A 23,891-nucleotide genomic window follows, 5' to 3' on the forward strand; every position below is an offset into this window, starting at 1 on the left:
CTAGGAATAATTTAATCCTAGCTTTAGGGAGACTACGGGTTAAACAGGCAATCAAAAATACCAGTAGTTTGGCACTACTGAACTTCTATGCTATGATAAAAGTTTTGATCTTAGATATGAGATGGCCGACGTAGCGTTAGAGGATTTTGGCTTTCAACACAGAACTCATAGAGCCTGTACCAAGGCTCACCGTTCTCATCTGTGCCAACCCGGGTAGCTAAGAAATTACGCCCTTTTGCGCTGTGAAACCAATACTTACCTTTTGCTGTTAACTTCTTTAATCGGTCAAAATGTGTTGTTGGCCCAAAACGATAATACGATAATTTTTCAATATCGGGAACGTAGCGATTCATCTCAGATTCCTTAACGATCATGCTGTTCGCTAGATCGGCGATTTGACTTCCTTCAGAAATCGTGGATGGCTCAAGGTAAATAGCGTCAGCTTTCTGCCCTATTTTTGTTACAAGATATTCTACTCTCCGACCCCGAAGACCGTATACAGTGAATAAGCTATCTGCCTCTTGGTAAAAATAGGCAGAGCCTTCAACATCTAATACAGTTTCAAAATTTTCATATTTTTGCTGAAGTTCAGGATACTCTTGGAGTAGCTCTTCTTCCGTGTATAGTTTTGTAGCCACGTCTTCTCTGTATGATTTTGCAGGAACAACAGAATCTACTATTGAACTAATAGTGTGTACCATTACTTTATTCTTAGTATCTTTACAGTGGCTCTGTGATAAAAAGCCAATAAGTAAGCTTTTGCTTTTTTGCTCTTACCGCACAGCCAATTTAATAATAAAGGATTTTCCTGGTTGTGTCAAACTTCTGAATGGTAGAGTTTACCGTACTTGACAAACAAACCTGAAAATTATAATTATGCCATGATCATCAATTTAATACTGAAGACTGTTAATACGATTGGGGGTGTAATGAGTCCTAAAGGACTCACTACAATCGGGAGAATTAACCTAAGTTTAAATCGGTGACAGCACCAATACTGCTCGATGAAACTAATTTTGCATATTTGGCTAAAACTCCTTTTGTATAACGAGGTTTTGGAGCTTGCCAAGTTTGACGACGTTGGGCTAATTCTTCATCGGAAATATTAACTTGCAGTAACCGTTGATGGGCATCAATTGTGATGCTATCTCCCTCTTGAACTAAGCCAATATTACCGCCAACGGCTGCTTCAGGGGCGACGTGACCGACCACCATTCCATAGGTTCCTCCAGAGAAACGACCATCGGTAATTAATCCGACTTTATCCCCTAAACCTGCGCCAATAATTGCCGAAGTTGGCGCTAACATTTCCCGCATTCCGGGGCCCCCTTTCGGCCCTTCATAACGGATAACAATGATATCGCCAGCGTTAATTTTTCCGGCTAAAATTGCATCCAAACATTCTTCTTCGGATTCAAAAACCCGTCCAGGCCCAGTAATAACTGGATTTTTAACGCCACTAATTTTAGCAACAGAACCTTCTGAGGCTAAATTCCCTTTTAAAATGGCTAAATGTCCTTGAGCATACATGGGATTATTCCAAGGACGAATGACATCTTGGTCAGGGTTCGGTTCGGAGGGAACATTAGCTAATTGTTCGGCTACGGTTTTTCCAGTTATGGTTAAGGCATCGCCATGAATTAAGCCTTTTTCTAATAGCATTTTCATGACTAACGGAATGCCCCCGGCTTTATGTAAATCCGTCGCCACATAACGACCACTGGGTTTTAAATCACATAAAACCGGAACTTTAGCGCGAATTTCTTCAAAATCATCAATGGTTAATTCAACCCCGATGGCATTAGCAATGGCTAATAAATGTAAAACGGAATTCGTTGAACCGCCGACGGCCATAATCACAGCGATCGCATTTTCAAAGGCTTTTCTTGTTAGAATTTGACGGGGAAGAATGCGATTTTTAATAGCATCTCGTAACACATAAGCCGACTTTTCTGTACTTTCGCCTTTTTCCTCATCTTCTGCTGCCATTGTTGAGGAATACATTAAACTCATTCCCATGGCTTCAATAGCAGAAGACATGGTATTTGCGGTGTACATTCCCCCACAGGAACCCGCCCCTGGACAGGCGCGACGTTCCACTTCAATTAATTCTGTATCGTCAATTTTTCCAGCGCTATATTGTCCGACGGCTTCAAAGGCGCTAACAACGGTTAAATCTTTACCATTATAATGTCCGGGTTTAATCGTTCCACCATATACAAATATAGCCGGAATATTCATCCGAGAAATCGCAATCATCGCCCCTGGCATATTTTTATCACAACCGCCAATGGCTAAAACTGCATCCATACTTTGGGCGTTACAAGCGGTTTCAATTGAATCAGCAATCACCTCTCGTGAAACTAAGGAATATTTCATTCCTTCAGTCCCCATAGAAATGCCATCGCTGACGGTAATTGTTCCGAACATTTGTGGCATTGCTCCCGCTTGTTTGAGGGCGGCTTCTGCGCGCAATGCTAGGGTATTAATCCCCATATTGCAGGGGGTGATGGTGCTATAACCATTCGCAATTCCAACGATGGGTTTGGTAAAATCTTGATCTCCAAATCCCACCGCCCGCAACATAGCACGGTTGGGGGTGCGTTGAGTTCCCTGGGTAATCGTTTGACTTCTAAAGTTATCGGACATGGATAGTTCCTCGGACTTGTGGGTTGTGTTCCAACGGTTCAACGACGTTTTTTTGTAGCGTTGTTCCTCGCTGTAAACCCGTTTTTGATCTCGTTATTATTATCTCAGAAAACGTGATAAATTATCAAGGATTTTATGAATTGACCTAATTGGCTGAGTAATCCATTGATGAATTTTAATCCAGCGATAGCAAAAATTTCAATTATTATTCCGGTTTTAAATGAAGCCGAAAATATTGAGTCGGTGATTTCTGGGATTCAAAATGCAGAAAATATAGAGATGATTATTGTGGATGGAGGAAGCCTGGATAATACGGTAGAGATTGCCCAAGGTTTGGGGGTGAAAGTCATTGTGACCCAACGGGGACGAGCACTACAAATGAATGCAGGAGCAAAGATAGCAACGGGGGAGATTTTATTATTTTTACATGGGGATACTCAATTACCTTTGGGGTTTGAACAGGAAGTTAGAAAGATTTGGGTTAATTCTAACATAATTGCGGGAGCATTTCAATTAAAAATTAATGATCCTGAATTCAGTTTAAGGGTAATTGAAAAAACGGTATTCTGGCGTTCAAAATATTTACAAATGCCCTACGGAGATCAAGCTATTTTTATTAAAGCTTCTACTTTTTGGGAAGTTGGGGGATTTCCTGAACAACCCATTATGGAGGATTTTGAGTTAATTCGTCGTTTAAATCCTTTAGGGAAAATTGAGATTTTATCGAGTTCTGTAATAACATCAGGACGACGATGGCAAAAGTTAGGTGTGTTCAAAACAACGTTAATTAATCAATTAGTTGTGATTGGGTATTATTTAGGGATTTCCCCTGTAAAGTTATCTCAATGGTATCGCAGAGAAAAAACCACCAAAACACTAAGACATGAAGGAAGAAAGAAAGATTATTAAGGGGTTATCCTATTAATATAAAAGCACCCCAGTTTTTAGGATCAGGATGGGTTTTAATCATTTGTAACATAGCCTGACGTAAGGCTTGGGCGTAATCTGGATTTTGTTGTAATTCTTGATAAAAGGTTTGCATCAATTCCATTGTTCTTTGATCATCAACACTCCATAACGTGACCATTAAATTTTTAACCCCTGCGGTTATTAAAGCACGAGATAATCCTAAGACTCCATCGCTGGTAATCTTTCCAGAGGAAGTATTACAGGCACTTAATACTAATAGATTGGCGTTGAGTTTTAAATTCATAATTTCTGCCGTTGTTAGTAAGCCATCAGCTTGATTTGAAGCAGAAAGTGCGATCGCACCCGGAAGTCCTGATCCGGTAAAATCATTGAATAAGCCATGAGTTGCTAAGTGAATTACTTTAGCATCTTTCATTAAATTAATAACAGCAGTTTCAGTAGCTTTTTCTCCAATTAAGGGTTGAGTTTTGAGGAGATTAGCAATCACTTTTGCTTCAGTTTCAGTAGCAGGAAGAGACCGAATATCGATTGGCATTTTTGGATTACCAACGACTAAAGCCGTTTTTACACTGTGTTGAGAGTTGGGGTATTGACGGGTTAATTGTAAAGCTTGGATGGAGGGATTAATTCTAATCGTATGGGATTCAATTAAATACCGACCGTTAGCATCATTTAACGCTGCAAATGGAACTAATAATAGTTCTTGATGGGGAATAAAAATTACCTGTTCTTCTGGAGTCTTGGGAAGTAAATCTGCAATGGGTTCAATAATAATTTGGTATAAATCCTGTAACTTTTTATTACTAATATTTTGCCGAGGAATATTAGAAACTTCTGTATCAATTCCAGTTAAAGCATTATTAATTCGTTGGTCTTGGTTTCCTTGGGATATAAAAGTTAATAAATTATCTCCTAACTGGGGAAATTGTGTTAAATCAACGGAACGAAAATCAATCTTTCCGGTGGGTGAAATCACCCAAATTAATAACTGAGAATTTTTACCCTTTTCATCAACTACTATCGAATATTCGACTAAGGTTGATTGTTGTTCTTGAGCAATTTGTTTAATTTGATTAATATTAGGAGGAGTAACCTCAATTTTTTTGATGTCTTCGGGAACTAAATTTTTAGCTAATAATTCTACAAACGCTCTGGATCTTCCCCGTTCAGAAATTTCTAATGCTTTTTCAATTTGATTTTGGCTAATTAAAACTTGCTGTAAAATACTATAGGTATTGGCAAATCTTTCAAATAAAGCAATTTTATTTTCATCATTTAACCCCGGACGCAAGGTTTCAAATTGATGAATGGCAGTATAAAGGGTTTCTGTGGCTTGGGGAAGTTTACCGGATTCAAATTGAGCGACTCCTAGATTATTTAAAGTTATCGTGATGCCTAATTTCTCTTTGATTTGTGTTCTAACTTCTAACGCTTTTTGATAGGAATTAATCGCCGATTCATATTGGTGTTGAAGTCGATACACTGTTCCCATATTATTTAACGCTTGTCCCATGAGTGATAAATCTCCTACTTGGGTTGCTAACTCTAACCCTTGTTGATAGAATTCTAAGGCTTTCGGATATTGTTCTAAATGGTCATAAACGGCAGCTAAATTAACTAAATTTTGAGCTATTCCTTGCTGATCTTTAATTTCTTGAGAGATGGCCAAGGCTTTCTCAAGCATTAATTTTGCTGGCTCATATTGACGCTGATAAACATAATTAGACGCGATATTATTAAATAGAATAGCTTCTTCCCAAGGTTGCTTTAATTTCTGAAAAATAGACAAGGACTCTTGAAAATAAGAGTGAGCTTTTTGATATTGTCCTAAATTTTGGTAAACTCCCCCTAAACTATTTAAAATATAACCTTGGGATTGGGTTTCACCTAATTTTTCCACAATCTTTAAAGTGTTTTCAAAATATTCTATTGCTTGGGGATAGTTCCCTTGTACACTATAAACTTCAGCAATATTAGTAAGACTTTGAGCAATTCCAGATTGATCGTTTAAAGTTTGACGAATTTTTAAGGCTTTTTCCGCATACTCTAAGGCTGTTTCATACTGACCTTGATTACGATAGACTAATCCAATATCATTTAATATTCCGGCTTCACTGAGTTGATCTCCTAATGCTTGAAATTGAGTTAATGCTTGTTTTAATGTTGTTAAAGCTTGGCTGAAGTTTCCTTGATCAATATATTGATTTGCTTGTTCATAAAGTTTCATCGCTTCCTGGGGGGTGGGAAGGGCTAAGACTGAATTGGGTTTGTTGATTCCCAGAGCAGATGTAAAGGAAAGTAACAATGTCCCATAAAACCAAAAAAATAAAGTTCGGCGTCGCATACTTGTTTATAATTAATTCTGACCTCAAAATTAATCTTAGTCTAATTTGAGATGTCTTTAACAGAATTTGAGAAAAATTTACAGCAACTGATTGCTCAAACTTGCCAATTTCCACCGAAAACCGTAGAACGTCAGCGAGGTTTAACTCAGATTTATCGGGTCATTCAAAAATCAGGTAAACTTTGGCAGGAAAATACATCTTATTATGCAGACGCATGGCAAAAAAGCTGGTTATTTTTTTGTTTAAATTTATGTGAATCTGTTACAGGTAAATGTTATAATTCCGAATTAAGTAGTGTTATTACTTGGCTGAATAACCATCTAAAATGGGTTTTACATAATGAGAAAAGTAAAATCGAACAACAAGCTAATCGGATGATATCGAATGAAATTTTATTTGAAAATCAATTCATTAATATTTTAGAGACTCTCAAAGCGCCTGAAGATGTTCCACCGATGTTAGAAACGGTGCGAAAATGGGCAGAAAGTGATGTTACTGGGGAGTTATGCAATCATCATATTCGCGGGCGAAAGGATGTTACCTGTCAACTGCTCATTTTACGACGTTTACCCCCGGAAACGAATTGGAAAGACTTATCTCAAGAATTGGGTTTACCCGTTTCTACCCTCAGCAGTTTTTATGAACGAAATTGTACAAAATATTTGCGTAAATTTGGCGAGGCTGAGGGATATCTATAACAAGAGGAAATTTAGGAGTCATCATTAAAAATTTGGAGCCTTTAATTTATGGTCAATAACTCTTTTCATCTTGACAATCAAACCTTACCGATGTTGATTCCGCAAACCGCCCACGAACAAGCGCAACAGTTTGCCCGACAACATCCAACTCCTGCTAAACGAGAGCAAGTTTATTTGAATACCTTAGCGGTTTGGATCGTGAATACTTATTTACAATGGATGGAAATTTCGACTGAACTTAATACCAGTGATAGTTGGAATCCAATTTGTCAATTAGGGGGCAATATTGCGGATTTACAACTAATCGGAAATGGGCGTTTAGAATGTCGTCCTGTACGAGAACAAGAGCAAAGTTGTTTTGTTCCGGCGGAAGTCTGGACAAATCGCATCGGTTATGTTGCTATCAGGATTTTTGATTCTTTAAAAGAAGCGGAAATTATAGGATTTGTTAAACAGGTAAATCAAGAAGAAATCCCTTTAACACAATTTCGACCTTTTGAAGATTTTTTTTCGGATTTAAACTTATTATTTCCGATTAAACCTGCCCGGTTAAGTTTGTGGTTAGCTGATATTTTTGAAGCAGGATGGCAATTAATTTCATCCGATCTTACCAATGAACAACAGGCGTTTGCTATGCGGAGTTTATCGGGAGATCGAGAGGAGATTACTCAAGCGGCAAAATTAATCGATTTAGGAGTACAATTAGGACAAATAACGGTTGTTTTATTAGTCGCTTTTAATATAGAATCCGATGGCAGATTTGCGGTGAGAGTTCGACTGTATCCGATGGAAAATCAATTGTATTTACCCCCTGGGGTTCGGTTAATTTTGCTCGGAGAATCCCAAGAAATCATGCAGGAAGTTCCATCTCGTTTACAGGATAATTATATTCAACTTCCTCGGTTTAAAGGACAACCCGGAGAACGATTTCAAATCCGAGTAGTGTTCGGTGAAGTTGCTGTTACTGAGGCGTTTCAAATTTAAACTTGTAGAGATGTTGTGTATAATGTCTCTACAAATTATACTTGAATTAAGACTGTAAAACCAGAGATAGAATGACCGATAAAATTGTATTGTTAAACTTAGGGTTAGGGGATTTAATCGCAGGTTTTCCTGGGGTCACAGTGATGGTTTGGGACTCAGGAAATCCCTATCCGATGAAGTTTAATGGTAGTTTACCGAGTTGTTCAGAATTAATGGCGATCGCCCGTCGTTGGCAATTAATGTATCAAAGTCTCTATCAAAGTTTAGCGTTTCGTCCGAGAATTGAATTAGAAACTGAAGATATTACTCAAGTTTCTCAAGTAGAATTTGGGGATATTTGTCAGCAATATAAAAACTATTTCAATAATTGGTTAAATTCTTCTGAGTTTAGAAAAATTGATCAAAAATTACGCTCGGTTTTACATCCTTCTGATCGCATTCAATTAATCTTAGAAACCGATCATATTCCCGTTCGCCGTTTACCTTGGCATCAGTGGCAATTTTTCCAAGATTATCCCGAAGCAGAATTCGCTTTAAGTACCCCAGAATATCATCAACAATTTTCTTCAAATTCCATTAAAACTCACCTTAGAATTTTAGCAATTTTGGGAGATAGTCGAGGTATTGATATCAATACAGATCGCCAATTATTGACGACATTACCGGATGTAGAAACGGTATTTTTAGTTGAACCTTCTCGTGAACAATTAGATGAACAGTTATGGAATCAACAGGGATGGGATATTCTATTTTTTGCCGGACATAGTTGTAGTTTTGATCACGAAGAAAGGGGAGAATTTGCGATTAATCGTCAAGAACGAGTCGCCGTTAGAGACTTAATACCGGGGTTTAAAAAAGCCATTGAACGAGGGTTAACCTTAGCGATTTTTAACTCCTGTGATGGGTTAGGTATTGCAACGGAACTGACCCAATTAAATATTCCCCAAATGATTGTCATGCGAGAACCCGTTGCGGATGCTGTCGCCCATCATTTTCTTAAATTTTTTCTGCAAAAATTGATATCGGGAAACTCTTTTTATTTGTCAGTTCGAGAAGCTAGGGAACGATTATATATTCGGGAAAATCAGTTTCCTTGTGCCAGTTGGTTGCCTGTTATTTGTCAAAATCCGGCGGTTTTACCCTTACAATTTAAACCTCAAATTCCTCCGAAGAAAGCTCAGTTTAAAAATAAGTTAAAATCTTTATCTTCTTTCCCTCTAGCGGTTAATTTATCTGTTATAATTTTAATTATTGGATTTCGATTTTTAGGAGGGTTTGAATTTTGGGAATTACACGCTTATGATCAATTAATGCGATCGCGTCCTCCTGAACAACCGGACAAACGATTATTATTAGTTACTATCACTGAAAATGATATTCAAAATTTAAACGGGAAATGGCCACTTACCGATCAAAAATTGAGCCAAGTTTTAAAAAGCTTACAACGTCATCAACCGAGAGTCATTGGGTTAAATCTTTATCGAGATCATCCTCTACCCCCAGGTAGCCAAGATTTTACTCAATTCCTAATGGATAACCCAAAGCAAGTCATGGTGATTTGTCAAGGGAAAAATCAGGATAAAGACGCAATTAAACCCCCCCTAAATGCAATTAATGATCAGGTTGGTTTTAGTGATATTCAAATTGATTCTGATGGGGTATTACGTCGCCAAATTTTGTTTACAAATATTAATGATTCTGAAAACTGTAATCCTCAATATGGATTTAGTACCCGTGTGGCATTAAATTATCTTAACCATGAAGGGATTAAACCGGAGCGGAGTGATAATTCAGATATAATTATTATCAATAATACCCTATTTAAACGCTTAATTAGAGTCGGATTTTATTCTAAAAATCATATCACAATGTTTCAAATTTTATTAAATTATCGAAACTCCGTTAAGCTGGCAAAATCCGTAACCTTAACGGAGGTTTTAAATCAAAAAGTAGACCCTAATTTAATTCAAGATAAAATCGTTTTGATTGGGACGACAGCAAGTTCCGGTAAAGGGGAATCTTGGTCAACTCCCTATAGCGAAAAACCTGTTCCTGGGTTATTTTTACAAGCAGAAATGGTGAGTCAAATGATATCGGCTGTATTAGATGGACGTCCGTTAATGACGGTTTGGCCCATCAGTGTTGAACTCCTCTGGATTAGTTTGTGGTCGTTGTTGGGTGGGGGGTTAGCTTGGATTGTTCGAGATCAAGTTGGGTTGCTGGTGATTGTGGGAAGTGCTACAGGTATGCTGTATGGGGTGTGTTGGTTGTTTTTAGTCCAGGGAGTTTGGGTTCCTTTAGTAACACCGGGTTTAGGATTAGTATTATCAGCACTGCTCATCCGACTGAAATAGTGAGGTCTATAATCGGAGAATCTCTCCCCTTTACAACCTATAAATCTTGTATTACAATAAATTTTTGTAGTATTTGCATAAAGTTTACCCTAACTCGCAATAGATAAGTAACCAGAAACCGGGTTTCTCAAAAAACCTTTGTTACTCAAATCAAACTGGAATTAGAAACCCGGTTTCTTGACTAGCATGAGTAACTCAGAAACCGGGTTTCTCAAGAAACCTTTGTTACTCAAATCAAACTAAAATCAGAAACCCGGTTTCTTGACTAGCATGAGTAACCCAGAAACCTGTGTTACTCAAATCAAACTGGAATTAGAAACCCGGTTTCTTGACTAGCATGAGTAACTCAGAAACCGGGTTTCTCAAGAAACCTTTGTTACTCAAATCAAACTGGAATTAGAAACCCGGTTTCTTGATCGTTTTTGTATTAAAAATTAGCATTCATTTATGAATCTAACTCAATTGACAGTGTTCGCCTTTCTTTCAATTCATTTATTGTCTATTTTTGCCGATTTTAACTCGGTAACTCCACAAGTAAATACCTCAAATTCTCAGCCAGTAGCAACGGAATTTACACCCCCTGATTCAGAAGGAGATAACAACCGAGAAGGTTCGGGAAGTCGAACAGGATGTCCAGCCGTAACGAAACCGTTAACAGCTATAATTCCTAATAGTAAAATAGATTTAACGTTATCCGCCTACCCGACATTTTGGGTTTATGTTCCCTATCAATCGAATGGTGAATCTCAAGCTGAATTTATTCTTTTAGATGATCAGGAAGAAGCGATTTTTAAAGAAAAAATAACCCTTTCAGGAACCCCTGGAATTATTAAGTTTAAACTGCCTCAAAATGCTCCTGCTTTAGAAGTGGGTAAAACCTATTCTTGGCAGTTTGCCTTTATTTGTAATCCCAAAATTAGGGCAGAAGATGATTATGTGCAAGGATCAATTCAACGGGTTGCACCCACAGCAGCGTTAATGAATCAGTTAGAAAAATCCACAACTCCTTTAGAACAAATAGAGGTTTATGCCCAAAATCAATTCTGGTATGAAACTCTAACTATGTTAGGAGCAATGCGGCAGGAAAAACCCCAAGATCCTCGAATTTTAAAAGAATGGAAGGAGTTATTAACCTCAATAGGATTAGAAAATTTGGCAGAAGAACCGATTATATCTCAAGATTAGATTTTCCTAAATCCCCCCTTAAAAAGGGAATTATGAATTATGAATTATGAATTATGAATTATGACCATCCAATTGATTGAAATGATCAATTTGGGTCGGCTATTTTTGGGGTTTAATTCCTTCGCACAAAGAGCGATCGCTTTCCTCAACTTCAATATTTGTTCGCAAATAATCCCTGACCCAATCACAAGCATAATTAAGGGGATTGAGAGTGCGAATATTGTTTAAATTCCAGAGAATAACAGTGCCTTCTTCTCCGCCAGAAACCAGAAAGTTCCCATCCTCGGTAAAAGCAACACTAAAAACCATAGATTGATGTCTGGGTAAAGTTGCCAATAATTCTCCGGTGGGACTCCATAATTTTACATTAGAATCAACTCCCGCAGTGGCAATAGTTTGACCGTCAGGACTAATCGCAAGTCGGTTTAATCCTTTGCCTTGATTGGATATTGTTCTTAATAATTTTCCATCTAATTGCCAAAATTTTAGGGTACCATCTCGACTAGAAGTAACAATAGAATTCCCATCAGGACTAAAAGCAACTCCCCAAACTAAACTATCATGATTAAGCGTTGCCACTAATGAACCATCTGTTTTCCAAAATTTAGCAGTATGATCAGCACTGGCAGAGGCAATAAATTGACCATCAGGACTAAATGCTAATTTCCAAATAATGTCACGATGAGCAGGAAAACTATGCAGTAATTTGCCGTCAAAATTCCAGAGTTTGATGCTTTTATCTCCTCCAGAGGCGATGATTTTTCCATCAGGACTAATTGCCAAAGCATTAATCGGAGATTGATGTCCGACCCATGTTTTTAGAAGTTTGATTTCTGAGGTTTCAGGATGACTAATATCCCAGAGTTGCACCGTCTGATTAACACTACCTGTCACTAATATCCGACTATCTTGACTAAAAACAACAGTCCGAAAAACGGTCGATTTTTTATCTTTGAGTGTTTGTAAAAGTGTGCCATCAGACCGCCATAATTTTAGGGTTTCATCCACACTGGTTGATGCGATTAATTGACCATCTCTGCTGGTTGCTACATCCCAAACGGTATTCTGATGTCCGGTGAGGGGTTTTAATAGATCGTGATTGATCTTCCAAAGTTTAATCACGCCTTGATTGTTAGCAGAAACTTCTATCAAACCATTAGAACTGATGGCTACGAATCCAACAAAACTTTGAAGCTGCTTGAATTCTTCCCTCAATGTGCCATCAAATTTCCAAGTTTTAATTGTGTTTTCTTCGTCAATGGTGGTAATGTGTTGACCTTGACAATCAATGCCCAAAAAAGGCCGATTATTGGGAATTGTTTTGACTAAAGTGCCGTCTAGTTTCCACAGTTTGGCGGTGAAATCCTGACTGATAGAAACGAGTAAATTTGTAGAGGCACAAAATTTAAAATCCCAGACGGTTTTCTGATGTCCTTTTAGGGTTTTTAGCAAGCGACCATCAAGGCTCCATAACTTAATGGTATTATCGGCTCCCCCAGAAGCAATCATCTGACTATCGGGACTAAAAGCTACATTGCGAACGATATTTTGATGACCGATAAATGTTTTTAAAAGTCCCCCATCCAGCGTCCACAATTTTACCTGCTTATCTCCCCCTGATGAAGCAATTAATTTACCATCGGGGCTAAAAGCAACTCCCCAAGCGGGCCCTTCATGGGCTTGAAAACTTGTGATTAATGTACCATCAACACGCCAAAGTTTGACCGTGCCATCTAAACTTCCAGAAACAATTAAACGACTGTCAGGACTAAACATAACCCGCCAGACTGCTCCGGTATGTTTCAAGATATGCAGAAGTGTGCCATCGGGTTTCCAAATTTTCACGGTTTGATCGTCACTTCCGGTGGCAATTAACTGAAGATCAGGGCTGATATTAACAGCCGTAACATTGCCTTTATGTCCGTTTAAACGGTTAAATTCATAACTTTTATAGACCGCTTGATTTAATACCATTTCGACATTTTTGCTGGTTTCGCTATTAATATTTCCCAAACTTTCTAATTGGCGTTTAGCTTTAATCGCGGCGATCAGGGCATCTAATTGGCGATTGGAGGTCAGCAAGCCTTCGGAAGCAGAAGTTAAGGCTTTAATTTCACTAATCCGAGCTTCTCTGTATTGTTTAAAAGCAAATAATCCCAAACCGGAAGAAATCAGGAAGGCGATACTAATAGCCCCTAAAAATAATCGTTGTAATCGGGCTATTTTTTGTTCCTGCTGTAAGCGTTTCTGTTCTTCAATTAATTTTAATTCAATGACTTTTGCTCGTTCTAATTCTAATCTTTTTTGAATTTCTTGGCGGTCAATTTCCTGAGATACGCTGAGAAACTGATAATCTAAATCGCTTAAACTTTTTCCCAGCGCCCACTGTTGAGCATCTTTTAACGCTTGTCCTCTTAATAAACGGGATTCATCCTGTTGACCCGATGCAATCCAAGCATCAAAGGTCTGGGAATAGGGGCGCAGTTTGGCTAATTGTTGTTGTACCCACTCTAAATTAAAGACTTCTTGATAAATGGGGTTTCTAACTTTTAAATATCCCTGATATTTGATGATTAAACCGGATAAGAGGAGTTCAATTTGTTCGGGGCTATCATTCGTTTTTATTTTTTTCCCTTGTAGAATTGTTTGGTAAATTCCTAATAATCTTCCGGTCTGCTTTGAGTTATGAAGCAAGCGATCTCGGATGGTTCGTAAATGTTCAGGTTCGTCCTGAGATTCCCATTTGTCAATCATTTGCGATCGCACGATTTTTTTAATCCAGAGGCTAGGACTATTGTGAGCAATGATATCCGTTTTTTGGGGCTGATTTAATACCACTAAGTTTAATAATTTTTGAGTTAAAAAAGGTTGCCCATTTGTCCAATTTAAAACTTCTTGAATAATGACTTCAGGCTGTTCAAAAACTTCAATTAATCCTTGAGCTAAAGGGGCGGTTTCTTCTAAGGTAAACCCGGTTAACTCAATGGCTGTACCAATATTAAACGGGGTGCGGGTTTTATCGGCAATTAAATATGAGGGAGTCGCCACACCAAATAAGGCAAAGGTTAAACGTTGATATTCAGGATTAATCGCTCGTTGATTATAACAATACCGAATTAAAGCAAAAAAGTCATCAATGGGAAAATCAAGACTGAGAATACTATCAATTTCATCAATAAAAATACAGAGATTCTGTCCGGGAAATTGCTCAATTAATAAAATTTCTAAAAGTTCACTTAATTTTTGTAATAAAGAAATTCCCTCTTGTTCGTTCCACCAGGCTTTAAAGTTCAGTTTACCAAAACATCCAAATCCCCTTAATAAATCTACCACAATCCCTTTATACCATTGTAACGGAGTGGTATCTTGGCTTCCAATGCGGGTCATATCGACAACGGCACAACAATATCCTTCGGCTTCGAGTTGATGTTTGGTTCTAACTAATAAGGAAGATTTGCCCATTTGCCGCGAATTAAACACATAACAAAATTCTCCGGCTTTTAAGGCGTTATAAAGTTCGTGGTCACTGGAACGCACCACATAGGTTGGGTCATTATTATGTAAACTCCCACCGACTTGATATTGAGTTAACATTTGGTAGTTTAGGGCGATAAATTACGTTCGTAGGTTTTTATTTTATAGGAAGTCACCCGGAAAAATCGGTTATGGACATAACAAACGATCGCTTTCCTCAACTTCAATATTTGTTCGTAAATAATCCCTCACCCAATTACAAGCATAATTGAACGTGTTGAGAGTCCGAATTTGTTGTAAATTCCATAAAATAATAGTGCCATCATCTCCTCCAGAAACTAGGAATTTTCCATCCGCAGTAAACACAACATTACCTACGGTTCCTTGATGTCCGGGTAAGGTCTTGAGCAACTCTCCATTTAGATTCCATAATCTCACCTGATTATCAATAGCACCAGTGGCAATTGTTTGACCATCAGGACTAAAAGCAACTTGCAGAAATCCATCATTATTTCCCTTAATAGTTTTAAGTAATGTTCCATTCAGTTGCCAAAATTTAAGGGTATTATCCAAACTTGCAGTTACAATTTGATTCCCATTAGGACTAAACGCCAGTCCCAAAACTGCACCCTGCTCAACGGTTAGGGTTTTCACGGGTTTACCATTCAGTTGCCAAAGTTGGACGGTACCATCTTGGCTGGCTGAAGCGAGAAGTTGACCATCCTGACTAAAAGCTAATTGCCAAATTCTCTCTTTATGAGCGTTAATACTCTGCAATAATTTGCCTTCAAAATTCCAAATTTTGATAGTTTTGTCATCACCCCCGGAAGCAATAATTTGACCGTCAGGAGTGATGGCTACCGCAAAAAGAGGCGCTTGATGTCCTCCCCAAGTTCGGAATAATTTCAGAGGTAATGGTTTACGATTGTCTAACTCCCAAAGCTGCACAAGAGCTTTTGTATTCACAGTCACGAGGATGCGACTATCCCGACTAAACCTGACACTGCGAAAACTCCCTTCCGGTTGTTTGAGGGTTTGCCGCAGTCTGCCATCTGAATGCCATAATTTTAGGGTGTCATCTTCACTCACAGAGGCGATCCATTTGCCATCTGAACTGGTGGCGAGTTGCCAAATTGCATCCTGATGACCGTAGAGTGGTTTTAATAACTCTGTATTGTATTTCCAGAGTTTAACGGTGCCATCATCACTGGCGGAAGCGGCAATCAAACCATCGGAACTCAAAGTTACATCTCGAACAGTGGTACGATGCTGTTTTAAATCTCGAATAAAATTGCCCTCTATTGTCCAAATTTTAGCTTGATTATCTTTGCCACTGGTAACAATATATTCACCTCGACAATCAACCCCTGAAATAGCTTGATCGCTGTGAAGTATTTTAACTAAAGTACCGTCAGTTTTCCAAATTTTAGCGGTGCGATCGCCACTTCCTGAAACCAGTAAATTTTCTTGAGAACAAAACGCCACATCTAAGACCGCATTTTGATGGTTTTGTAGGGTTTTCAATAATCTGCCATCCCTACTCCACAGTTTAATCGTTTGATCGAGTCCTGCGGAAGCAACAATCTGACTATCTGGACTAAAAGCGACAGCCAGCACCGAGAGTTGATGCCCTTTTAATGTTTTCCATAATCTGCCATCCAGTCGCCATAATCTTACCCTTTGATCCGAACTGGCTGAGGCAAACAACTGACCATTAGGACTAAAGGCAACTTTCCGAACAGGGGTTTGATTAATCTGAATTGTTTTGACTAAAGTGCCATCAATACGCCAGAGTTTCATACTACCATCAAAATGTCCTGAAATAATCTGTTGACTGTCAGGACTAAATGCAACGCTAGACGCTATACCGTTCTGTTTTAAGGTTTGCAATAACTTGCCATCTCGTTGCCAAATTTTAATGGTTTTATCAACACTGGCAGTAGCAATTAATTGATCGTTAGGACTAATGGCAACACTCAGTACGGGAGCTTTATGACCGATCAAACGGTTAAATTCATTGATGTTATAAACGGTTTGTTTCAATACCTTTTCTACATTTTCTGTTGTTTCTTGATCAACACCTCCTAAACTCTCTAATCTGCGTTTGGCTTTAATAGCTTCAATCATGGAATCTAACTGACGATGGGAAGAAAACAAGCCTTCTGAGGAGGACGTTAACGCTTTAATTTCACTGATGCGGGCTTCTCGATATTGTCTAAAAGCAAAGAATCCTAAGCCAGAAGATAGCAAAAATGCTAGACTAATCGCTCCTAATAATAATCGTTGTAATCGGGTATTCTTTTGCTCCTGTTGTAAGCGTTTTTCTTTTTCTATTAACTGCTTTTCTATGGCTTTAGCTCGTTCTACTTCTAATTTTTGTTGGCTTTCTTGATGATCAATATCTTGGGAAGCACTGAGAAAATTATAATCTAAATCGCTTAAACTTTTTCCCATCGCCCACTGTTGAGCATCTTTTAACGCCTGTCCTCTTAATAAACGAGATTCATCTTGTTGACCCGACGCAATCCAAGCGTCAAAGCTTTGGGAATAGGGGCGGAGTTTCGCTAATTGTTCTTGTACCCACCCTAAATTAAACACTTCTTGATAAATTAAGTTCCTCACTTTTAAATATCCCTGGGATTTAATGATTAAACCCGATAAAAATAATTCGATGTGTTCTCGGCTATCATTGGCTTTAATTTCGCTTCCTTGGATAATATTTTGGTAAATTCCTAAAAGTCTTCCCGCGTTTTTTGAGTTATGAATTAGCCGATCTCGAATCGTTTTTAAATGTTCGGGTTCGTCTTGAGATTCCCAATTTTCAATCATTTGCGATCGCACGATTTTTTTGATCCAAAGGGTCGGGCTATTTTGAGCAATTAAATCCGGTTTTCCTTGATGATTTAACAGTAATAAATTTAATAATTTTTGAGTTAAAAATGGCTGTCCGTTTGTCCAGTTTAACACCTCTTGGAGAACTTCTTCAGGCTGTGCAAAAATTCCGGTTAATCCTTGGACTAAAGGGGGTGCTTCTTCTAAGGTAAATCCCGTTAAATTAATGGCGGTTCCAATATTAAACGGGGTGCGGGTTTTATCTGCAATTAAATCACTAGGGGTAGCTACACCAAATAAGGCAAAGGTTAAGCGTTTATATTCGGAGTTAACCGCTCGTTGATTATAACAAGCTCTAATTAAGGCAAAAAAGTCATCTATCGGGAAATTTAGACTCAGAAGGCTATCAATTTCATCAATAAAAATACAGAGATTCTGTTCAGGGAATTGTTGGATTAATAAAATATCTAAGAATTCATTAAATTTTTGGACTAAAGAAATTCCCTCTTGTTCGTTCCACCAGGTTTTAAAATTCAGTTTACCAAAACATCCAAACCCCCGCAATAAATCCATCATAATGCCTTTATACCATTGTAGCGGCGTGGTGTCTTGGCTGCCAATTTGGGTCAGATCAATCACAGCACAACAATATCCTTCGGTTTCAAGTTGATGTTTGGTTCTGACTAATAAGGAGGATTTGCCCATTTGTCGAGAATTAAACACATAGCAAAATTCTCCCGCTTTTAAGGCATTATACAGTTGATGGTCACTGGAACGAACCACATAAGTAGGGTCATTATTATGTAAACTCCCACCGACTTGATATACAGTTAGCATTAGGGGATTTTTTATAGAGGATCTATAGCCATTTTTTATAATCTTATCAAATTGGTTCTACTGTTGATAAAATAGTTTTAGTCTTAATGAAAATTTGCCCTTGTCCCCTATGAATCAGAGTTTAATAGCAGAAGCCGAAGCTTGCTTTCAACAATCCATTCGATTTTATAACGGTAAACCAGTCGGAACCGTTGCCGCGACTGAAAAGGTGTTAGTCGAAGAACAACTTAATTATAATGAATGTTTTATTCGAGATTTCTTTCCCTGTGGGTTAGCTTTTTTAATGCAGGGAAAACGAGACATTGTTAAAAATTTTTTAGAAGTCACTTTAGGGTTACAATTAGATTGGGAAAGCCCAATTAAAGGTGAAGGATTATTTGCAGAAGTGCGCCAAGCTCTTTTGACTCAAGATCCTCAAAATGGCGAATGGGTTAGACCCGGAGAAGGGTTAATGCCTGCTAGTTTTTTAGTGGTTAATCAACAGGAAATTAAAGCTGATTTTGGTCAACGTGCTATTGGTCGAGTGACTCCCGTTGATTCAGGATTATGGTGGATTTTCTTATTGAAAATTTATGAAAAAGCCTGTGATCAAGCTAATGTTCCTGAAGAAAAAATTGCCCATCGTCCTGAATTTCAACGGGGAATTAAATTATTATTAGAGCTATGTTCAGCGAAACGCTTTGATATGACCCCAACCCTGTTAGTTCCTGAAGGAGCATTTATGATTGATCGACGCATGGGGGTTTACGGTCATCCTATCGAGATTCAAGCTTTATTTTATATTGCTTTAAAAGTAGGATTAGAATTATTAAATCCTGAAGATGTTCAACTTTTAGACTTAGAAAATCGATGTCATCGATTAATCAAGTATATTCGACATCACTATTGGTTAGATGCGGGTTTATTACGTCGAGTCTATCGTTATCAAACTGAAGAATTTGGAGAAACGGCATTAAATAAATTTAATATTTATGCCAATACGGTTCCTGGTTGGGTTTTACGATGGTTAGATCGCAAAGGAGGCTATTTAGTCGGAAATGTTGGAGTGGGTTGGATCGATTTTCGGTTCTTTACTCAAGGGAATTTATTATCAATAATTAGTTCTTTAACTACCCCAAAACAATCCCAAGCCATTTTGACCTTAATTGAACAACAATGGTTAAGTTTAATTGGAGAAATGCCGATGAAAATTTGTTATCCGGCTGTCAGTGGTCGAGATTGGGAAATTATTACCGGATGTGATCCTAAAAATGTCCCTTGGTCATATCATAATGGCGGAAATTGGCCGGTTTTAATCTGGTCATTAGCAGCAGCATCTATCAAAATGGGTCAAGCAGAAATTGCCAACCATGCGATTACAATTGCTGAAAAAAATTTAGTCAAGGATGAATGGCCAGAATATTATGATGATGAAGATGGAAAAATTATTGGTCGTCAAGCAAGACTGTATCAAACTTGGACAATTTCCGGCTATTTAGTTGCCCAATATTTACTCCAAAATCCTCAATATTTAGACCTAATTTCATTTTCAGCTTCACCTGATGATTAAGAGAAATTCTATTTTGAATTTCCAGATCAATTAGACGAATGCAAACTGATCCGCTATGATAGACCCAACCTTACAAACTTACAGATTGGAAAGGTCACAGCCATAACAGACTCGAAACCCCCAACTGTTCGTTTCACTTCCGTTTAGGACTGAATCATGAAAGCACAAACCTATGATCGCATTAAAACTTTAGTGGATATTCCCGCAGATTTTGGAAAATCCCTGATTCCAAAAGGCACAATTGGAACAGTTATCGAATGTTATGAACGACCCAAAGAAGGGTATGCGGTTGACCTAACAATTTTGAGTGAAACTGGAGAACCGGGTTTTGAATATGAAAGTGTAATCCTATATCCTGATCAATTTTCAGTTGTGATTGATACACCAGAAATGGGGGCTTTTATTTCTGCTTTTGGGGATATTAGTTATGAAGTTCCTCAAGTCGTTCATGAGCAATCTAATTCCTCAGAATCTCCTGAAAATCAGGCAAATCAAGAGTTATTTTAAACGGTAATTCGAGAAACCGGGTTTCTCAACTTCTCCTATTAATATCACCTTCTGAATACCAGTCAGGAACCCGGTTTATGTATTAAAAATCCAGAGAAATAATCAAGGAAAACTTACCCTATGAAACGGACATTAAAATTTGGTTTAAGTTTATTTTTAATCGGGCTAATTTTAGCGATCGCCCCCCAAAGCTTAGGATTATTTAACCCAGAATTTAACCTCCGAATTCTCCATACCAATGATCATCATGCTCATTTAGACGCGATTACGACAAAGGAAACACAATTGGGGGGAATTGCTCAACGAAAAACCTTAATTGATCAATTAAAATCGGAAAATCCTAGAGAAACGCTGCTTTTAGATGCAGGTGATATTTTTCAAGGAACCTTATATTTTAATCAATATTTGGGTCAAGCAGATTTATCCTTTTATAATCAGATGAATTATCAAGCTGGCACCTTGGGAAACCATGAATTTGATCGCGGACAAGGCATTTTAGCTGATTTTATTAAAAAAGCGAAATTTCCTATCGTTTCTGCTAATCTAAAAGTTGCCGATTATTCCCCTTTAAAAAATTTAGTTAAACCTTGGGTAATTCTATCAGTTAATGGAGAAAAAATCGGAGTTTTTGGCTTAACCGTAGAAGAAACCGCTAAACTTTCAAGTCCAGGGGAAGGCGTGACCTTTACTAATACGATGGAAGCGACAAAACAAGCTGTTGCAGAATTAAAGCAGCAAGGGATTAATAAAATTATTGGTTTAACTCATATTGGGTTTGAATCCGATTTGAATTTAGCCAGAAATATCGATGATATTGATATTATTATTGGCGGACATAGCCATACCCCTCTAGGTTCTATGCCGAATGCAACACAACCCTATCCTGTTGTTACTAACACACCCAATGGTAAAACTGTTTTAGTTGTTACAGATTGGGAATGGGGGAAATATTTAGGGGATTTAAAAGTTAAATTTAATCGCCAAGGAGACGTTATTTCGTGGCAAGGTTCACCCCATGCTATTGATAATACAATTCCACCGGATGCCAGTTTTGCTAAACAATTAGAAGCCTTTTCAACGCCTTTAGAAATCTTACGTCAAACCATTATCGGTAAAACCGATGTTCTCTTAGATGGAAGTCGAGATAAAGTTCGTACTCAAGAAACGAATTTAGGCAATTTAATTGCTGATGCCATTTTAAATAAATTCCGACCCGATGGTGCACAAATTGCCATTGTAAATGGCGGTGGAATTCGTTCTAGTATTCCGCCGGGACAGATTAGTGTGAGTCAAGTGATTGAAGTGCTTCCCTTTGGTAATACTATTGGTCGTTTAGACTTAACCGGAGAACAAATTAAACAAGCCTTAGAACATGGTGTGAGTCAGGTTGAATTAGGAGAAGGGAGATTTCCCCAAATTGCAGGATTACGGTTTATTTATGACCCCAAAGCACCCGTTGGTTCTCGCGTTCTGTCTATTTTTGTTGTTGATCAAACTGGACAAGAAAAACCCCTGAATTTAACCACAACCTATCGAGTTATTACCAATAGTTTTATGCTGAATGGGGGAGATGGTTATGAAGTTATGAAGGCGGGAAAAAATTCTGTTGATACGGGATTTTTGTTTCTGGATGTCGTGATTGATTATATTAAGCAACAATCTAATATTAATCTAAAATCAGGCGATCGCATTCTGGTTAAACAATCCCTTTAGGAGAGTAATATTAGGGGATAGAAACTATTGTTTCCTGTTCCCTATCTCCACCCAATATCCTACCCTAATTTAAGATTAAGTATTGGATTTTAACTGATTATTAGGTGTTAATTCAGAATTAGTTACTAATGCGCCATCTTCCATGTGAAGAATGCGATCGGCAACATCTAAAATTCGATTATCATGGGTAACAATTAAGATAGTACAACCCTGTTCTTTGGCTAAGGTTTGCATTAAATTAACGACATCTCTTCCCGAATGACTATCAAGCGCAGCCGTAGGTTCATCGGCTAAAACTATCGGGGGATGACTGACTAATGCACGAGCGATCGCAACTCGTTGTTTTTGTCCTCCAGAAAGATTATCAGGATAATAATTTAAGCGATTTCCTAACCCCACTTTTTCTAACATAGCAGTAGCTTTTTGCTGCATTTGGTAACGAGAGAATGCTCCTTGAACTTCTAACCCCATTTGCACATTCTGTAAGGCGGTTAAGCTCCCATGTAAATTATGAGCTTGGAAAATATAACCTGTATTTCGTCTAGCTTTAACTAATTCTCCAGCACTAGCACCTAAAAGTTCTCGTCCTAATATATTTAAACTTCCAGACTGTACAGAACGTAAGGCACCAATTAAGGTTAATAATGTGGTTTTTCCTGAACCAGAGGGGCCAGTCATAATCACAATTTCACCAATGGTAATTTCTAAGTTAATATCAAATAAGACTTGTTTTTGTAATTGCCCTTTTCCAAAATAATGATCTAAATTTTGAATCGAGATCGCTGGATTACGTTTTGTGGACTCTTGAATATCTTGGATTTGAGTTTGCATGGAGTTAACCTAAAAATGGATATTTTTTTAGAAACGAAACGGTTAATGTTACGACAGTTTACCGAACTGGATGCAGATTTTTTATGGAATTTAGATAACGACCCCAAAGTGATGAAATATATTAACGGCGGACATCCCACACCCAAAGAAGTCATTCAGACTCAAACATTACCGAGATTTATAGGATATTATAGCAGATATCCTTTTTTTGGAGTTTGGGCTGTCATTGAAAAAGAAACGGGAGAGTTGATCGGTTGGGTACATTTTTTTCCCGCCATTGATCATCCTTTTGCAGTCGCGTTAAATCTAGTACAACTTGATGAAATTGCGTTAGGATATCGGTTAATGTATCAAAGTTGGGGAAAAGGCTACGCAACGGAAGCTTGCCAAATTTTAATCGATAAAGGGTTTTCAGAATGGAGAGTAAAACGAGTGATTGCTTGGGCATTAGTAGCGAATCAAGGTTCAATTCGAGTCATGGAAAAATTAGGATTAACTTTAGAAAAACAGTTTAGATTTAGTGAACATCAACTCCCCTATTTGAGTTTTGAAGAACGTCAAGCGGTTAAATATAGTCGGGGTAAGTAGATCCGAAATGCCTCCAAAAACCGGGTTTATGCGATAACTTTTGCATTCTAACAAGGATGTGTTCAGAAACCCGGTTTCTCATTCCCCAACTACCACCCTAGTCGTTAACTGCTTTTATAATCTATAATAGATATTATCAAGTCTAGCTGGAATAAAACTGATGTCAAATCCAAGTCTATACAGTATTACTCTGGAAAATCAAGATATTATTATTAAATTGAATCGAGAGATGGTAAATTTAGAGTTATTAACTCAATTTTTAGACTATCTTGAGTTAGAATCAATTCGTAATCGGAGTCAACTGACAGTAGAACAAATAACTAGCCTGAGTCAAGAAGTTAATCAAGAAGTTTGGGATAATTTAACGTCTAAGTCTTGGGTGAGTTAATGATGTTAACTCAAAAGCCGATTTTAG

The 23,891-nt window shown here is 37.9% G+C and carries 16 protein-coding genes; 10 read left to right on the top strand and 6 right to left on the bottom strand.

The window, feature by feature from the left end:
• Positions 1–110: 110 nt before the first annotated feature.
• Both IQ236_RS06265 and ilvD read right to left on the bottom strand, forming a co-directional pair.
• The gene (locus tag IQ236_RS06265; protein WP_193868469.1) at positions 111–701 is read right to left on the bottom strand and encodes a hypothetical protein; all 591 of its coding nucleotides are present in this window, start codon (positions 699–701) and stop codon (positions 111–113) included.
• 262 nt (positions 702–963) lie between these two features.
• Positions 964–2,649, bottom strand: coding sequence for a dihydroxy-acid dehydratase (gene ilvD / locus IQ236_RS06270; RefSeq protein WP_193868470.1), 1,686 nt, complete (start codon positions 2,647–2,649; stop codon positions 964–966).
• Positions 2,650–2,817: 168 nt separating this feature from the next.
• On the opposite strand from ilvD, the gene IQ236_RS06275 reads away from it, so the two are divergent.
• The gene (locus IQ236_RS06275; protein WP_193868471.1) at positions 2,818–3,558 is read left to right on the top strand and encodes a TIGR04283 family arsenosugar biosynthesis glycosyltransferase; all 741 of its coding nucleotides are present in this window, start codon (positions 2,818–2,820) and stop codon (positions 3,556–3,558) included.
• A 4-nt stretch (positions 3,559–3,562) separates the two neighbouring features.
• Here the strand turns inward: IQ236_RS06275 and IQ236_RS06280 are convergent, their stop codons facing one another.
• Positions 3,563–5,923: a CHAT domain-containing protein gene (locus IQ236_RS06280; RefSeq protein WP_193868472.1), complete on the bottom strand. Its 2,361-nt coding sequence runs from the start codon at positions 5,921–5,923 to the stop codon at positions 3,563–3,565.
• 51 nt (positions 5,924–5,974) lie between these two features.
• Here IQ236_RS06280 and IQ236_RS06285 point away from each other — a divergent pair, with 51 nt between their 5' ends.
• The 4 genes from IQ236_RS06285 to IQ236_RS06300 all read left to right on the top strand — a co-directional run bounded on the left by IQ236_RS06285 (position 5,975) and on the right by IQ236_RS06300 (position 11,145).
• Positions 5,975–6,622, top strand: coding sequence for a sigma-70 family RNA polymerase sigma factor (locus IQ236_RS06285; RefSeq protein WP_193868473.1), 648 nt, complete (start codon positions 5,975–5,977; stop codon positions 6,620–6,622).
• A 48-nt stretch (positions 6,623–6,670) separates the two neighbouring features.
• Positions 6,671–7,606 carry a DUF1822 family protein gene (locus IQ236_RS06290; RefSeq protein WP_193868474.1) on the top strand — a complete coding sequence of 312 codons (936 nt, stop codon included), beginning with the start codon at positions 6,671–6,673 and terminating at the stop codon, positions 7,604–7,606.
• 71 nt (positions 7,607–7,677) lie between these two features.
• Positions 7,678–9,960 (top strand): CHASE2 domain-containing protein, encoded by a 2,283-nt coding sequence (locus IQ236_RS06295; protein WP_193868475.1) that lies wholly within the window; start codon positions 7,678–7,680, stop codon positions 9,958–9,960.
• 447 nt (positions 9,961–10,407) lie between these two features.
• Positions 10,408–11,145, top strand: a complete 738-nt coding sequence (locus tag IQ236_RS06300; protein WP_193868476.1) for a DUF928 domain-containing protein — start codon at positions 10,408–10,410, stop codon at positions 11,143–11,145.
• Positions 11,146–11,244: 99 nt separating this feature from the next.
• Here the strand turns inward: IQ236_RS06300 and IQ236_RS06305 are convergent, their stop codons facing one another.
• Positions 11,245–14,739: an AAA-like domain-containing protein gene (locus tag IQ236_RS06305; protein WP_193868477.1), complete on the bottom strand. Its 3,495-nt coding sequence runs from the start codon at positions 14,737–14,739 to the stop codon at positions 11,245–11,247.
• Positions 14,740–14,808: 69 nt separating this feature from the next.
• Positions 14,809–18,288, bottom strand: coding sequence for a WD40 domain-containing protein (locus IQ236_RS06310; protein WP_193868478.1), 3,480 nt, complete (start codon positions 18,286–18,288; stop codon positions 14,809–14,811).
• A 109-nt stretch (positions 18,289–18,397) separates the two neighbouring features.
• Here IQ236_RS06310 and IQ236_RS06315 point away from each other — a divergent pair, with 109 nt between their 5' ends.
• The 3 genes from IQ236_RS06315 (at position 18,398) to IQ236_RS06325 (ending at position 22,057) form a co-directional block, all read left to right on the top strand.
• Positions 18,398–19,837, top strand: a complete 1,440-nt coding sequence (locus IQ236_RS06315) for a glycoside hydrolase 100 family protein (protein WP_193868479.1) — start codon at positions 18,398–18,400, stop codon at positions 19,835–19,837.
• A gap of 156 nt (positions 19,838–19,993) precedes the next feature.
• The gene (locus tag IQ236_RS27625) at positions 19,994–20,344 is read left to right on the top strand and encodes a DUF4926 domain-containing protein (protein ID WP_228041457.1); all 351 of its coding nucleotides are present in this window, start codon (positions 19,994–19,996) and stop codon (positions 20,342–20,344) included.
• Positions 20,345–20,464: 120 nt separating this feature from the next.
• Positions 20,465–22,057: a bifunctional metallophosphatase/5'-nucleotidase gene (locus tag IQ236_RS06325; protein WP_193868480.1), complete on the top strand. Its 1,593-nt coding sequence runs from the start codon at positions 20,465–20,467 to the stop codon at positions 22,055–22,057.
• A gap of 75 nt (positions 22,058–22,132) precedes the next feature.
• On the opposite strand, the gene IQ236_RS06330 is transcribed toward IQ236_RS06325, so the two are convergent.
• Positions 22,133–22,888, bottom strand: coding sequence for a DevA family ABC transporter ATP-binding protein (locus tag IQ236_RS06330; protein WP_193868481.1), 756 nt, complete (start codon positions 22,886–22,888; stop codon positions 22,133–22,135).
• 15 nt (positions 22,889–22,903) lie between these two features.
• On the opposite strand from IQ236_RS06330, the gene IQ236_RS06335 reads away from it, so the two are divergent.
• The gene (locus IQ236_RS06335; RefSeq protein ID WP_193868482.1) at positions 22,904–23,476 is read left to right on the top strand and encodes a GNAT family N-acetyltransferase; all 573 of its coding nucleotides are present in this window, start codon (positions 22,904–22,906) and stop codon (positions 23,474–23,476) included.
• Positions 23,477–23,636: 160 nt separating this feature from the next.
• On the top strand, positions 23,637–23,864 hold the full coding sequence (locus tag IQ236_RS06340) for a hypothetical protein (protein ID WP_193868483.1): 228 nt from the start codon (positions 23,637–23,639) through the stop codon (positions 23,862–23,864).
• Positions 23,865–23,891 lie beyond the last annotated feature (27 nt).

This window comes from Planktothrix mougeotii LEGE 06226 (assembly GCF_015207485.1).
Classification (GTDB): domain Bacteria; phylum Cyanobacteriota; class Cyanobacteriia; order Cyanobacteriales; family Microcoleaceae; genus Planktothrix.